Below are 13,979 nucleotides of genomic sequence, written 5' to 3' on the forward strand. Positions count from 1 at the left end.
TAGAAAGGACAGAGCCCTTGCCGGCGACGACCACCACCACATCCACCCGCGACGCCTGGCGAACACTGTCGGTCGTGAGCCTGGCGAGCGTGCTGACCGGCCTCAGCGGCAGCGCCATCAACGTCGCGCTGCCCGAGATCGCCAGGCACACCGGCGCCGGCGCCACGGCCGCGAGCTGGATCCTCCTGGGCTACCAGTTGACCACGACCGTGCTCATGGTGGTCTTCGGCCGGCTGGCCGATCTGTTCGGCAGACGCCGGATGTACCTGTTAGGACTGGCCACGTACACGCTGGCGGCCCTGCTGGCGGGGCTGGCGCCGAACGCGTGGATGATCGTGTTCATGCGGGTGCTGCAGGCCGTGGGCGGCGCGATGCTGCTCACCAACAGCGCCGCCCTGATCAGCGACGCCTTCCCGCGCGAGCGCCTGGGCGAGGGGATGGGCGTGTACGTGGCCTCGTTCTCGATCGCCGGGCTGATCGGGCCCACGCTGGGCGGCGTGCTGGCCGAGAGCCTGGGCTGGCGCTGGGTGTTCTGGTTCAACGTGCCGTTCGGGCTGCTCTGCCTGCTGTGGGGCGTGCTCGTGCTGCCCCGGCCGACCCCCGGCGAGCGCGAAGGCGGCCTCGACGGGCCGGGGAACGTGCTGGTCCTGGCCACGTTGGGCGGGCTGCTGCTGGCGCTGTCGGAGTTCACCCGGCTCGGCTGGGACCATCCGCTGGTGTTCGGCGGCCTGGCGGCCTTCCTCGTCGGGCTGCCGTTGTTCCTGGTCAGGGAGTCGCGGGCGGCGCATCCGGTGGTGGACCTCGGCCTGTTCCGCGAGCGGGCGTTCGCGTTCGGCACGCTGGCCTCGTTCCTCAACGCGGTCGCCCGGATGGGCATGGTCTTCCTGATCGCGCTCTACTTCCAGGCCGTGCGCGGCGACGAGCCCGTGCAGGCCGGGCTGAAGGTGCTGCCGCTGGCCATCGCCGCGATGATCGGGTCGGTGAGCTCCGGCTTCCTGCAGCGTCTGACGAGCGCCCGCACGCTCGCCGTGGCCGGGGCCGCCACGACCACGTGCGGGCTGGTTGTGATGCTCTGCGTGATGTCCTCGGACACGCCGTACGCGGCCGTCGCGATCGGGCTGGTGCTCATCGGGCTCGGCTCGGGCGTCTTCCTGCCCTCCAACACCACCGCCATCCTCGACGGCCTGCCCTCCAACCGGCTCGGCATCGTCAACGCCATGCGTCTCATGCTGCAGAACACCGGCAACGTCGTGGGCACCGGCCTGGTGCTGTCGATCATCACCGCGCCGCTGCCCGCCGCGCTGCACCAGAGCGTGTTCGCCGGGACGCTGGCGCAGCTCTCGGGCGGGGCGGTCGAGCAACTCGTGACCGGCTACCGCTGGGCCCTGGGTTGCATGGCCGCGATCTCCGTGCTGACCGTCCTGTCCTGTCTGGCCCGGCGCAAGGCCACCTAGCCAGGACGGGTACGGTTGCGGACGTGGTTGAACGCACCCCTGCCGAACGGCACATCTATCCGCGCACGGTGAGATTCGGCGACGTCGACTCCCAAGGGCACGTGAACAACGTGCGCTTCCTCGACTACCTCGAGGACGCCCGCTTCGGCATGTTCCACATCGATCCGTACAACGCGGGCGACGATCCGTTCAAGGGCCTGGTCGTGACCAGGCACGAGATCGACTACCGTCGCCCGCTGGGCTTCCGCGCCGCGCCCGTGCGGGTCGAGACCTGGGTCACCGAGGTCAGGGCCGTACGGTTCACCCTGCGCTACGAGATCCGCGACGACGAGGGGCTCTACGTCACCGCCATGTCCGTCATGGCCGCCTACGACGTCGAACGGGCCGGTCCACGCCGGCTCACCGAGGGCGAACTGGCCCATCTGAAGCGCTTCGCGGCGGTATGAGACGCTGGTGGATGCTGGCGCTGGGTGTCAACGCGCACGCCAGCGTCGCCATGGGGCTGTTCGGCTTGCCCCTGGTCATGCCCGAAATTTTGCGACATTTCAACGTCTTACTTCCGGTGGGCGGCCTGATAACGAACGCCCCCGCCTTCGGGATCCTGGGCGCCCTCGTCGCCTGGGGCGTGCTGGCCGACCGGTACGGCGAGCGCCTGATCCTGGGCCTCGGCGTCGGGCTGGCCGGCGCGCTGTTCGCCGCCACCGCCTTCGTCGAGCAGACCTGGGCGGTGATCGTGCTGCTGGCCCTGGCGGGCGCGGCGGGCTCGGCCGCCATGGTCGGCGGCGGACGCATCGTGCTGCGCTGGTTCCGGCCACCGGAGCGCGGCGTCGCCATGGGCCTGCGCCAGGTCTCCTTCACCCTCGGCATGGCCGCCGCGGCCTTCGCCCTGCCGCCCATGGCCCGCGACCACGGCCTGCCGGGCGTGCTGCTGCTCTGCTCCGGCGTGAGCCTCCTGGCCGCCGTGCTGGCCGCGCTGTTCATGGCCGATCCGCCGCCCACGGCCTCCGGGCAGGACGACGAGCGGGCCGCCTCGCCGTACCGGCAGCCCGCGCTCTGGCGGGTGCACGCCACCAGCGCCCTGCACGTGGTGCCCCAGGTCGTGGTCAGCACGTACGGCGTGGACTGCCTGGTCACCACCTACGGCTGGGACGACGTGGCGGCCGGCCGGCTCTTCGGGGTGGCCGCCATCGGCGGGGCCGCCATCCGCATCGCGGCCGGCCGCTGGTCCGACAGGACCGGCCTGCGCATGCGGCCCCTGCTGCTGCTCACCCTGTGGAACCTCGCGGTGCTCGCCCTGCTGGTCGCCGGCGCGTACACCGCAAGCGCGCTCGGGGTGGCGATGCTCGTGCTGGCCTCGGTGATGACCGTCGCGGGCAACGGGCTCGCCTACCTCGCGGCGGGGGAGCTGGCCGGGCCGGGCTGGGGGGCGAAGACCAGCGTCCCCTCGGGCGAGTCCAGCCAGCGCAACGTGTAGGGAAGCTCGCCCGCCAGCTCGCGACGGCGGGTCAGCGCCCGCCGGTAGAACTCCAGCGTCGAGTCCGCGACCCCCTCCTGCTTCTCGACGCTCAGCTCCGCGAACGACTCCGGCTGCGGCAGCCACGGCTCCGCCGCGCCCGGCGAGAACCCGTGGGAGGGCGGCTCCACCGTCCACGGGATCGGCACCCGGCACCCGTCGCGCCCTTTCTGCTCGCCGTTCGACTGGAAGAACACCGGGTCCTGCCTGGCCGCGTCCGGCAGGTCGCGCACCTCGGGCAGCCCCAGCTCCTCGCCCTGGTAGAGGTAGGCCGAGCCGGGCAGGGCCAGCATCGTCAGCAGCGCCGCCCTGGCCCGCGCCAGGCCCACCCCGGGCTCCGGCGTCCCGTAGCGGGTGCGGTGGCGCACGACGTCGTGGTTGGACAGCACCCACGTCGCGAACGGCACCGTGGCCAACGTGTCGTCGATCACCTTCCGGAACGCCGCCGCCGACCACGGCGCCTGCAACCACGCGAAGTTGAAGCTCTGGTGCAGCTCGTCGGGCCGCACGTAGCGCGCGAGGTCCTCGGGGCTGTCGGTCCACACCTCGCCCACGGCCATCCGCTCGCCCGGATAGCCGTCCAGCACCCGCCGCCACTCGCGGTAGACGCCGTGCACCTCCGGCTGCCCCCACACCGGCGAGACCGATCTGAACGACTGGTCGCCCACGTCGGGCAGCCCCTCCGCCTTGTACAGGCCCATCGCCACGTCGATGCGGAACCCGTCGACGCCCCGGTCCAGCCAGAACCGCAGCACGTCGAGGAACTCCTCGCGCACCTCGGGATTGCGCCAGTTGAAGTCGGGCTGGCCGGGCGCGAACAGGTGCAGGTAGTACTGCCCGTCGGCCACCTGCGTCCAGGCCGTGCCGCCGAAGGTGGACTGCCAGTTGTTGGTGGTGTCGCGGAAGACGTACCGATCGCGTCCCTCGCCGCGCAGGGCCGCCTGGAACCACGGGTGCTCGGACGAGCTGTGGTTGGGCACGATGTCCACGATCACCCGGAGGCCGTGCTCGTGCGCGTCGGCGACCAGCGCCTCGAAGTCGGAGAGCGTGCCGAACAGCGGGTCCACGTCGCGGTAGTCGGCCACGTCGTAGCCGTGGTCGGCCATGGGGGAGCGGTAGAACGGCGTCAGCCAGATCGCGTCGACACCCAGCCGGCGCAGGTACGGCAGGCGCTCGCGCACCCCGGGCAGGTCGCCGACACCGTCTCCCGAGGCGTCGGCGAAGCTGCGAACGTAGATCTCGTAGACGACGGCGTCACGCCACCAGGGGATATCCATGTGGCGTGTCATGCCCCGTTATGTGGGCGAGTTCACCAAGCTCTGCGCCGCGTAGACCAGATAGTCCCAAAGCCGGGTCTCCAGCTCCTCCGGCAGGTCGAGCGTGTCGACCGCATCGCGCATGTGGCGAAGCCAGGCGTCGTGCTCGGGCTGCCCGATCACGAACGGCATGTGCCGCATCCGCAGCCGGGGATGCCCGCGCTGCTCGCTGTAGGTCTTGGGGCCGCCCCAGTACTGGATGAGGAAGCCCCGCAGCCGCTCCTCGGCGCCCGTCAGATCGGACTCCGGGTAGAGCGGCCGCAGGATCGGGTCGTCCGCGACCCCCTCATAGAAGCGGTGCACGAGGCGGCGGAAGGTCTCCTCGCCTCCGACGGCGTCGTAAAAGGAGGTCTCTGTCACGGTTCCTAGCTTAGGCGCTGGCGACCATGGGGATGCCCGCGTCGTCGAGCGCCGTCTTGACCCGCATCCGCAGTTCCCGGGCCACCTCCGCCTGCGCGGCCGGCAGCGTCTTGGCCGTGATGCGGAACACCAGCGAGCTGTCGGAGAGCTGCTCGACGCCGTACACCGTGAGTGGCTCCACGATCTTGGACTCGCGCAGTTCGGGGTCGGCCCAGACCTCCTCGGCGACGTGCTCGAGCAGCACCCGCACGCCGACCACGTCGGCGTCGTAGGCCACCGGCACGTCCATGAACGCGCGTGACCAGCCCTGCGACTCGTTGCCGACCCGGGTGATCGTGCCGTTGCGGACGTACCAGACGCGGCCGTCCGCGTCGCGCAGCCTGGTGATGCGCAGGGTCACGGCCTCGACCGTGCCGATGGCCGGGCCCGCGTCGATCACGTCGCCCACGCCGTACTGGTCCTCCAGCAGCATGAACATGCCCGCGATGAAGTCCTTCACCAGTTCCTGCGCGCCGAAGCCGATCGCCACGCCGAGGATGCCGACGCTCGTCAGCAGCGGGGCGATGGGAATCGTCAGCCGGTCGAGCACGGTCAGCACCGCGGTGCCCAGGATGACGACGGAGGCGACGTGCTTGAGCACCGACCCCATCGTCTCGGCCCGCTGCTTGCGCCGCTCGTGCAGCAGCACGTCGATGCCGTCGGTCGCGATGCCCTTGCGGAACCGGCTGGTGATGGAACCACCCGCGGCGGCGCGGTTGACCACGCGCGTGATGACCCGGTGCGCGACGTTGCGGAGCACGAACGCGAGCAGGACGATCAGGACGACCACGACGGCGCTCGCCGCCAGTGGTGCCCACGGCGCGTTGTAAAACATCCCGGCAAGCGTAGAGCACACCGGATCGTTTTGGCAGGTCACTGACACATCTGAAATCACCTTGTCGGCGTCGGGCAGCACCGAGGTCGACGAAGGCTGTGGCGACGGCGTCACCAGCAGTAACACTAGGTGGATCCCCCTCCGGAAGCGGTTCGGCCAACTTCTTGGACCGTTTCGATCCAAAAATACCGCCGACAGAACCGCCCGCCGTCACATCACGCCGGGGAAGACGGGGTCGCCGTCTCTCTGGGCCGCGGAGGGCGAGAGACGACGCTCCGATGACGTGCGGCTCGCCGCGGGACACACACCCGGAAGCATGTCCCGTGGCGGTTCCGGAAGGGACCCCCCGAACACCCGCGCGGCGGACCGGACGGGTGGCTTTGGCGGGCACGGTACGCGGAGCCGTGCCGGATCGTTGCGCGGGCCGGAACCGGCGGAGTGGCCCAGGGCCCTGCGTGCGGGCCCTCCGCACCGGCCACTCCGCCGGCTCCCAGAAGCCGCCGTGGGACGCGGTGAGCCGTGGTGGCTGCGCTCCACCCGGTTCACCGCGTCGTCACTCCCCCACGGCGGCGAGTACGCGGGCGACCTTCGTCGCGGCTCCGGCAGGGTCGTCGGCCGTGTGCATCCGCTCGCCCCAGGACCAGCAGTACCACCAGTCGGGCATGTCCGAGACGGTTGCCGGCCGGCAGGTGACGTTCTCGGTCAGGCTCGTCGCGTTCGGGTTGATGACCCTGACGAACCTGCGTCCGTTCTGGGCCTGGACCACTCGAGCGAGCAACCCGCGCGCTCCGAGCTCGGCCACCAGACGCTCCAAGTGCTCGAAGTTCTCGTCCCCCACCGTTCGTTCCTCCCTCAGGAATCGTTGCTGGTGGGCCAAAGATGGCTCAAGTCAAGAGCGGGCGCAACGAGGGGTACGGCCTTCGGGGCGTCGCTTCTGACACATGGGTTGTAAGAACCAAACCCGGGGAGGACGATCCTTATCCGCGGGCTGATTGAAGGCGTTCCAATCAACTCGGCATTGCTTCATAGTCATGGGTAGGCGCAGGGCAACTCTAGGGCTACGCTGAGTCACCAGTTGTGGACCGGTCGAGACATGCGGGAGAGGGGCCGGGATGTCCGGCAGACAGCACAGGGAGACGGAGATCGCCCGGCGGATCAGGGCCAAGGGCCTGGCCGCCGGGCGCACGTCGGCTCAGATAGCTGATGAGATCCACGAAGCGTGCACGGGCCAGTTCGGCACGAGTCGCATCAAAGCGCACCGCCTCGCGTACGGCATCGCGTTGGCCGATGTCATCGAGCAGGTCAGAGCGCTGTTCGAGCGCGACAGCAAGGCGTCGCCGGGCATCGGCGAGACGCTGCTGTCGGCGTACGAGAGCGGTCTCAAGCGGCCGGGGCCCGAATACCTGCACTACCTGTGCGCGGTCTACCGGGTCGAGCCGGGCGCGCTGGGCTACGACTCGCCCTGCATCTGCGGTCACGGCCACAAGACGCCGGGCGGGCCCGGCGCGGAGGCCAAGGACCGGGCGGCCAACCAGGCCATCGACCGGGAACTGCTGATCCAGCCGATGGAGACCGACCCGGAGGACGAGGAGGACGAGAACATCCTCCGCCGGACGCTTTTAAACTCCCTGCAGGCCGACGCCAACCTGGCCGACCTCGAAGGGCCGGTGCTCGGAGCGTGCGAGGGCATCAGGCGCCGGATGGACGAGACGCTGGTCTCGGCCACCGTGTCCGCCGCGATGCTCGACCAGTGGGAAGAGGCGACGATCAGCTTCGGCCGTCAGTACACGACGACGGCCCCGCTGCGACTGCTGTGCGACGTGCTGCTGGAGCTGAGCGCCGTGCGTACGGCGATGGCCCGGCGTCAGCCCATCGATCTGCAGGAGCGCCTGTGCCGGATGGCCGCCCAGCTCTCCGGGCTGAGCGGCATGATCATGATCAATCTGGGCGATCACCGGCTGGCGCGCTCGTTCTTCCGCACCGGGCGCACCGCGGCCGACGAGACCGGCGACCGGGCCCTGCGCGCGTGGATCGCGGCCCGCGAGTCGCTCGTCCCCCTCTACTTCGGCGACGCCCGCGAGGCGCTCAGCCTGGCCAAGAAGAGCCGCGACATGGCCGGCTCCACGCCGTGCGCGGCGCAGGCCATGGCTCCGGTCGTCGAGGCCAGGGCGCTGGCCATGATGTCCAACGGCGAGAGCAAGAAGGAGATCGTCGACCAGGCCAAGCGCGCCCTGGCGCGGGCCAGGAACGCCTTCGCCCACATGCGCCCGGAGGACCAGGAGGACGTCGCCTTCGGCTACACCGAGAAGCAGCTCTACTTCTACCAGGGTGACGTGCTCACCAAGCTCGGCCAGACGATCGAGGCCGAGGTGGTGCTCGACCAGGCGCTGGAGAAGTACGAGGACCACATCCTCGACCAGACGCTGATCAGGCTCGACCAGGCCCAGTGCCGGCTGATCGACGATGACGCCGAGGAGGCCGTGGCCATCGCCACGAGGGCGCTCAACATGGTCGGCGACGAGTATCTCACCGACCTCATCCTGCGCCCCGGGCTGCAACTCGAGAAGCTGATCCTGGCCCGGGACCCGTCGGTACCGGGTCTCGACAAACTGTCGGCCGCGCTCCGGCGGCCGCGACAACCCGAGTTGAAAGGGGGCGGTGGGTGAAGCTGACGATCAGACGCTATCGGTGGTCAGATCTCGACACCATCCTCGCACTCCACCGGATCTGCCTCGCCGAGGTGGGCCTGGTTCCCGGTGACGGCGTCTACTACGACGACGACTTCCCGCGCATCCAGGAGATCTACCTCGCCTGCGGCGGTGACTTCCTTGTCGGGGAGGTCGCCGGGCGGGTGGTGGCCATGGGCGGGCTGAAACCCGTCGACACCGGCACGGCGGAGCTCTGCCGGTTGCGGGTGCATCCCCAGTTCCAGCGCCGCGGTTTCGGCGCGGCCATGCTGATCGCGCTGGAGCGGCGTGCCGTGGAGCTGGGCTTCCACAGTGTCCGGGGTGACACCACGCTGAACCAGGAGGCCGCGCTGGCGCTGTACGAGCGCCAGGGGTGGCGCGAGCTGTCCAGGGAGCAGGTGGGTGGCCTGACGGTCATCTACGGTGAGAAACGGCTGCTTCCGCTGATGCTGCTCGATCTCTAGAGCACGCATCGCCGTACGGCCCCACCCCTTCCTGGGGCCGCCCTCCGGCTTTCCCGGTGACCTCTCCCGGGCCCGCTCGGTGTGACGTCGCCGCCGAGGCTGAGTACCCGACGCTGCTCTCCCTGCGTCCGTTTCCCCGCGCGCTCGTTTCCCGGTGCGCCGGTCTTCGCGCGTTTCGGCCCGCTCGTCGCGGCTCGCCGATCCCGGACGCGTCGCTCTCGGTTCGTCGCGCTGGGTGACGGTTCCCCGGTCATCGACCCTGACATCATTCGTCGAATTCGCAAGAACGATATGTCGGAAAGGCCGTAAATCAGCTCTCGCGGATAAGGAACTACGAGCCGGCGGGTGAGGCTCTTACCACCCGGTTGTAGACAACCATCACCGGGCGCTCCCCGTACATCAAAGGCTGCGAAACGTGGTGCCATGCTTTTCCCATGGCAGACATGCCCGCCTCCCGCCCCCTTCGGGGAGCCGTGCTTCTGTTGTTCGTGAGCGCCGCATGGGGGTCGGCGTTCCCGCTGATGAAAGATCTCATCCATCGTTTACCGGTCGAAGATCTTCTCGCCGAGCGCTACCTGCTCGCGGCACTGACGCTGTTCCTCATCAAGCCGCACTGCCTTCGGGGGCTGTCGCGGGGCACCTGGGTCAACGGGGTGCTGCTCGGGGTGATGTTCGGGGTCGGACAGGCCGGCCAGGCGGCGGCGCTGCACGGACTGCCGTCGGCGGTGTCCGGGTTCGCCGTCGGCTGCAGCGTGATCTTCACACCCATCCTGTCCCTACTGATCTTCAAGGAGCCGGTCCGGCGGCGCATCTGGGCGGGCGTGGCGCTCGCCCTGGCGGGCATGGCCGTCTTCACCCTCGTACGCGGGGTGGAGGAGCACCAGATCTCGCTGATAGCGCTGTCGGTCACGCTCGCCGCCGCCGCCCTCTACTCCGGGCACACCCTGCTCCTGGAGCACCTGTCCGAGAACCCCGCCGGGTTCCCCGCGTACGCGCTGACGGTGATCCAGCTCTTCACGATCGGCGCGCTCACCGGTGTCTTCGCCGTTCGTGACGGGATCACCCTGCCCTCCGGCGGGGCCGACTGGATCGCCATGCTGCACCTGGCCGTGATCTCGTGCGCGCTGGGTTTCCTGGCCCGTTCCCAGGCGCAGGCACACCTGTCGGCCGTGCCGAGCCAGATCCTGATGTCCTCACAGCCGCTCTGGGTGGCCGCGATCGCGGTGATCTGGTTCGACGAGCGGCTCGGGTGGAGCATGATCGTGGGCGGCCTGCTGATGGGCGGCGCGATGTTGCTGGCGTTGCCCACCAGAGCCGTCAAACGGGGAAAAGAACGCCGCCGCCTGCTGGTCGTCGCGCGCAGGGCCGGTGTGCGGCTGGCCGATCTCCGGACGAAACCTGAAGATCCGCTGCGCCTGGCCGGCGGCCCGGCGCCCTACCTCGACAAGGACGCCTGCCCGGACGTCACGTCGTGCCCCTGGCAGACCCGCTCGCTCAAGGGCGGCGCGGAGCCCAGCCTGGAGCGGCTGATCCAGCGGGCCAGCTACATCGTGCGCGCGAGGAACCTGCCGGGGCCCGGCTGCTGCCAGTCGGTCACCCTGCTCGGCCGGTGCCTGTGCGCCCTCATGGAGGAATCGGAGCAGGCGCACACCACGGGCGTGCAGCACTGGTTTCGGGCCCCATAGGTTAGATATCCCATTCAAAAGGCAAGTGCTTTTTATCCATACGTCTCCCACTTATTTGCGATAAACCTTGATATTCGGTGGAGTGACCCAATAATTGGGGTTCAACCCCGAGTGGAGAGGCACATCCATGAAGCGCATCCTCGTCCGTAAGCCTGGTACCGCGAGGCTGGCCGGGACCTCCGGCGTCATTCACAAGGGGTGACCGAGGAGAGGTCGCACCTCAGGGTGCGGGGCGAACCGCCCGCCCGGTGGGGGGCCGTCCGGCTGCTGATGCCGTTGATCGACGCGCATCGCCGGCCGCGCGGCCCCTACACCGTCGCCGCGGCGTTGCTGCGGCACCTGGTGCCGCCGGCCCTGGGGTCCGCCCCGGGGCTGGTGGCGGCGCACGACATCGAGATCCTCGCGGCGGCGCCCGAACTGGCCGGGATCGTGCCGGCCCGGCGGGGCGGCATCGACGCGGAGCTGTCCGACGAGGAGCGCATCCTCGTGCCGGCGCCCCGCCGTACGCTGCGGCTGGCGAACGGGCTCGCCGAGTTCGTCCGCGACGCCGTGCGGCCCGGAGGGGCGATCGCCGTGTGCAACGCCGCCGAGGCCGACCCGACGGACGTCGAGCTGCTCGACGTCATGACACGGCGCATCCCGCCCGGCACCTTGTCCATCATGGTGTGCTCCGGCGGCCCCGCGCCCCCGCCCGGCACCCGGGACGTGGACGAGCTGTGGGCCCTCGTCGACCGCTGCGTGCGCGAGGGCTTCCTGCACGCCGTGACGGAGCTGGGGGAGCAGGGGATGGCGGCCACGCCGCCCGGTGGCGCGAGCTGGTGGCGCTTCGCGCAGCGCACCGCGACCGCGCTCGGCGGGCTCGGCCGTACCGGCGAGGCCCGCGCGATCTGGGACCGCGTGCGCCTGACCAGCCAGGACCCGGCGATGCACGCGGCGGCGGCGTACGGCACCGCCATGCTCGACGCCCGCCACCCCGACCCGGCCGCCCGCGACCTGGTCCGGGCCAGGGGCTGGATCAACGAGGCGATCGCGATCTCCACCATCCTGCCCGACCCCGCCGAGCGCGCCTTCAAGCTCGGCTTCGACCGTAACGGCCTGGCGCTGATCGAGCTGCGGCACGGACGGTTCGACGCCGCGCTGGCCCTGGTCGACTCGGCCATCGAACTGGCCCGTGAGCTGGGGGAGCGGCACCGCCAGCACCGCATGGTGCTGCTGGCCAACCGGGCGCAGCTCCTGTCCGGGCTCGGCCGGGCCAAGGAGGCGCTGGACGACTACGGGGCGGCGGTCGCGATCGACCCCGGCTTCCCCGACACCTACGTGGAGCGGGGCAACCTGCTGTTCAAGCTGGGCCGGCACGAGGAGGCGCGGGCCGACTTCGAGCAGGCCCTGCGGGCCGGGCCGCCGCTGCCGGAGGCGTACTACAACCGGGCGGAGCTGCGCGTCGTGCTGGGGGAGGCCGACGCGGCGCTGGCCGACCTGGACCGGGTGATCGAGCTCGACCCCGAGTACCTGGACGCCTACATCAACCGGGCCGGGCTGCTGGCCGGCCGCGGCCGGGACGACGAGGCCAGGGCCGACGTCGAGACCGGGCTCCGGCTGGCCCCGGACAACCCGTACCTGCTGACGGTGCTGGGCCAGGTCGAGACGGAGGCGGGCCGGCCCGCCGAGGCGGGCGCGGCGCTGGACCGGGCGCTGGAGCTGGCCCCCGGGCTGGCGGCGGCCTGGGGGAACCGGGGAGTGCTCCGGTACGAGACCGGCGACCTGGAAGGGGCCGCCGCCGACCTCACGCGCGCCATCGAGCTCCAGCCGCAACCCGACCTCTACGCCAACCGCGCGGTCGCCCTGCGCGCCCTGGGACGTCAGGCCGAGGCCGAGGCGGACGACCGGAGGGCCGCGCAGCTCTCCTGATGGGAGCATTGGGGGATGCGGGGGCGGATGGGACGGGCGGCTGCGGTGTGCGCCGCCCTCGGGGTGTTCTGGTGGGCCACCGTGCGGCTGGCCTGGGCGGGCGTCGGCTGCGCGGACTGGGGTTGCCTGGCCCCCGCGCTGGGCGTCGTCGTGGTGATCAGCGTGGCCCTGCTCGCCGGGTCCGCGCTCGCGCTGGAGCGGGTCGCCGTGCGGCCGGGCCGGCGGGTGGCGCTGACGGCGGCCGGGATGCTCGTGGTGTTCCGTCTCGCGGGCGAGTCCGTGCCGTCGTGGCCGGCGTCGCCGCTGGACGCGGTCCTGGTCGGGACGGTGTGCGCGGTGGCGGGGGCGCTGGCGGCGTACGTGACGGAGGCCGGGACGCCGCGGTGGCGGCGGCTGGTGGCCGCGCTCGCGGTGGCGGCGCTGGTGCCGATCGCGCTCGTCGCCTCGGTGGCCGCGCGCGGTCTCTGAGCCCCTCGGCGGGCGCCTTGACAGGGGAGAGGCCGCGGAGGATGTTCCATATACGGAACACGGCTCTGGCGGAGGTGCTCGTCATGCGACCCAACTCCCGATTCGCGCACGTGCAGCCGATCGACATCGACAAGGTGGCCGCCGCTGCCGGGGACGACCCCGACGTGCTGCGCATGGAGAACCTCGACACCGACGTCCCGCCCCCGCCCGAGGCCGTCGAGGCGACGCGGCGCTCGCTGGCCGAGGGCACGGGCAACAGTTGGCTGCCGTTCACCGGCCTGCCGGAGCTGAACACGGCGGTGGCCGCGGAACTGCGGGCGCGCACGGGGCACGACTACGACCCGCTGCGGCAGATCACGATCACCTCGGGCGGCACGTCGGCGGTCATGCCCGTGCTGCTGTCCACCACCGAGCCGGGCGACCCGGTGATGCTCACCGACCCGACGTACGCGGGGCTGCTCCAGCGCGTACGCCTGTCGGGCGCGCGTCCCAGCCTGGTGCCGCTGCACGTGGACGGCGGGTACTGGCGGCTGGACCGCGCGGCGCTCGCCGAGGTGCGCCGGGCCGCCGTGCTGCTGCTGATGAGCCCGTCGATGCCGTCGGGCGTCGTCTTCGAGCGGGAGGACTGGGCGGCGGTCGCCGAGGTCTGCGAGCGCACCGGCGCGTACCTCGTCTACGACGCGGCCATGGAGCGCCTCGTCTTCGACGGGCACCCGAGGATCAACCCGTGCCAGGTGGACGGCCTGGCCGAGCGGACGATCATCATCGGCTCGGTGTCCAAGGAGTACCGCATGATCGGCTGGCGGATCGGCTGGATCGCCGGCCCGGCCGACATCATGTCCCGGATCATGGTGGCGACCGTCTACAACACGACGGTGGCCAGCGGATTCCACCAGCTCGGCGCCGCTGCCGCGCTCAGGGGGCCGTCGGGCGTGGCCGAGGCGGCGGCCGAGTACCAGGCCCGCCACGCGGCCGTTGCCACCCAGCTCGCCGGCCTGCCGCTGGTACGGGCGGCCGGCGGCTGGTCGTGCCTGGTGGACGCCGAGGCCCTGGGACTGACCGCCACCGCCCTGTCCGCCCGCCTGCTCGAACGCGGACGCGTCGCCGCCACCCCCATGACCGCGTGGGGCGAGACCGTGGCCCCCCGATACGTCCGGCTCGTCTTCAGCCGCGAACCCGTCGAACGCCTGGCTGACCTGCGTGCCCGGTTCGACGCCGCGCTGGCCTGACTGCGCGCCGGCGGGTGCCTC

The 13,979-nt window shown here is 71.1% G+C and carries 13 protein-coding genes; 9 read left to right on the plus strand and 4 right to left on the minus strand.

All coding sequences use genetic code 11. From position 1 onward, the window contains the following. Nucleotides 1-17 precede the first annotated feature (17 nt). Genes FAF44_RS30110 through FAF44_RS30120 form a run of 3 tightly spaced genes read left to right on the plus strand, consistent with a single transcriptional unit; the run spans nt 18 to nt 2,928 of the window. The gene (locus FAF44_RS30110) at nt 18-1,454 is read left to right on the plus strand and encodes an MFS transporter (protein WP_237106683.1); all 1,437 of its coding nucleotides are present in this window, start codon (nt 18-20) and stop codon (nt 1,452-1,454) included. Between the two features lie 23 nt (nt 1,455-1,477). Beyond that, nucleotides 1,478-1,900 carry a thioesterase family protein gene (locus FAF44_RS30115; RefSeq protein WP_237106684.1) on the plus strand — a complete coding sequence of 141 codons (423 nt, stop codon included), beginning with the start codon at nt 1,478-1,480 and terminating at the stop codon, nt 1,898-1,900. Next, nucleotides 1,897-2,928 (plus strand): MFS transporter, encoded by a 1,032-nt coding sequence (locus FAF44_RS30120; protein WP_237106685.1) that lies wholly within the window; start codon nt 1,897-1,899, stop codon nt 2,926-2,928. Before FAF44_RS30115 ends, FAF44_RS30120 begins: the two co-directional genes overlap by 4 nt. Here the strand turns inward: FAF44_RS30120 and FAF44_RS30125 are convergent. From FAF44_RS30125 to FAF44_RS30140, 4 genes are all read right to left on the minus strand, one after another. After that, nucleotides 2,841-4,244: a glycoside hydrolase family 13 protein gene (locus FAF44_RS30125; RefSeq protein ID WP_237106686.1), complete on the minus strand. Its 1,404-nt coding sequence runs from the start codon at nt 4,242-4,244 to the stop codon at nt 2,841-2,843. The genes FAF44_RS30120 and FAF44_RS30125 overlap by 88 nt on opposite strands. Nucleotides 4,245-4,262: 18 nt before the next feature. After that, entirely contained in the window at nt 4,263-4,643 is a 381-nt protein-coding gene (locus FAF44_RS30130) for a globin (protein WP_237106687.1), read from the minus strand. Nucleotides 4,644-4,653: 10 nt separating this feature from the next. Then, complete coding sequence (locus tag FAF44_RS30135; RefSeq protein ID WP_237106688.1) at nt 4,654-5,517, minus strand: mechanosensitive ion channel family protein; 864 nt, start codon at nt 5,515-5,517, stop codon at nt 4,654-4,656. Nucleotides 5,518-6,070: 553 nt separating this feature from the next. Next, complete coding sequence (locus tag FAF44_RS30140; RefSeq protein ID WP_237106689.1) at nt 6,071-6,355, minus strand: hypothetical protein; 285 nt, start codon at nt 6,353-6,355, stop codon at nt 6,071-6,073. 274 nt (nt 6,356-6,629) lie between these two features. Here FAF44_RS30140 and FAF44_RS30145 point away from each other — a divergent pair, with 274 nt between their 5' ends. The 6 genes from FAF44_RS30145 (at nt 6,630) to FAF44_RS30170 (ending at nt 13,958) form a co-directional block, all read left to right on the plus strand. After that, nucleotides 6,630-8,183 carry an XRE family transcriptional regulator gene (locus tag FAF44_RS30145; RefSeq protein ID WP_237106690.1) on the plus strand — a complete coding sequence of 518 codons (1,554 nt, stop codon included), beginning with the start codon at nt 6,630-6,632 and terminating at the stop codon, nt 8,181-8,183. Further along, nucleotides 8,180-8,668, plus strand: coding sequence for a GNAT family N-acetyltransferase (locus FAF44_RS30150; RefSeq protein ID WP_237106691.1), 489 nt, complete (start codon nt 8,180-8,182; stop codon nt 8,666-8,668). Before FAF44_RS30145 ends, FAF44_RS30150 begins: the two co-directional genes overlap by 4 nt. Before the next feature lie 473 nt (nt 8,669-9,141). Continuing rightward, nucleotides 9,142-10,353 carry a DMT family transporter gene (locus FAF44_RS30155; protein WP_237106692.1) on the plus strand — a complete coding sequence of 404 codons (1,212 nt, stop codon included), beginning with the start codon at nt 9,142-9,144 and terminating at the stop codon, nt 10,351-10,353. A 198-nt stretch (nt 10,354-10,551) separates the two neighbouring features. Beyond that, nucleotides 10,552-12,261, plus strand: a complete 1,710-nt coding sequence (locus FAF44_RS30160; RefSeq protein ID WP_237106693.1) for a tetratricopeptide repeat protein — start codon at nt 10,552-10,554, stop codon at nt 12,259-12,261. 27 nt (nt 12,262-12,288) lie between these two features. Next, entirely contained in the window at nt 12,289-12,729 is a 441-nt protein-coding gene (locus tag FAF44_RS30165; RefSeq protein ID WP_237106694.1) for a hypothetical protein, read from the plus strand. Between the two features lie 83 nt (nt 12,730-12,812). Further along, nucleotides 12,813-13,958: a pyridoxal phosphate-dependent aminotransferase gene (locus tag FAF44_RS30170; protein WP_237106695.1), complete on the plus strand. Its 1,146-nt coding sequence runs from the start codon at nt 12,813-12,815 to the stop codon at nt 13,956-13,958. The last annotated feature ends 21 nt before the right edge of the window (nt 13,959-13,979 follow it).

Source organism: Nonomuraea sp. MG754425, from assembly GCF_021699195.1.
Lineage (GTDB): Bacteria > Actinomycetota > Actinomycetes > Streptosporangiales > Streptosporangiaceae > Nonomuraea.

Coding starts and splice junctions, on each gene's coding strand:
- FAF44_RS30120 (WP_237106685.1), top strand. CDS start 1,897: ATGAGACGCTGGTGGATGCTGGCGCTGGGTGTCAACGCGCACGCCAGC.
- FAF44_RS30125 (WP_237106686.1), bottom strand. CDS start 4,244: ATGGATATCCCCTGGTGGCGTGACGCCGTCGTCTACGAGATCTACGTT.
- FAF44_RS30135 (WP_237106688.1), bottom strand. CDS start 5,517: ATGTTTTACAACGCGCCGTGGGCACCACTGGCGGCGAGCGCCGTCGTG.
- FAF44_RS30145 (WP_237106690.1), top strand. CDS start 6,630: ATGTCCGGCAGACAGCACAGGGAGACGGAGATCGCCCGGCGGATCAGG.
- FAF44_RS30165 (WP_237106694.1), top strand. CDS start 12,289: ATGGGACGGGCGGCTGCGGTGTGCGCCGCCCTCGGGGTGTTCTGGTGG.
- FAF44_RS30170 (WP_237106695.1), top strand. CDS start 12,813: ATGCGACCCAACTCCCGATTCGCGCACGTGCAGCCGATCGACATCGAC.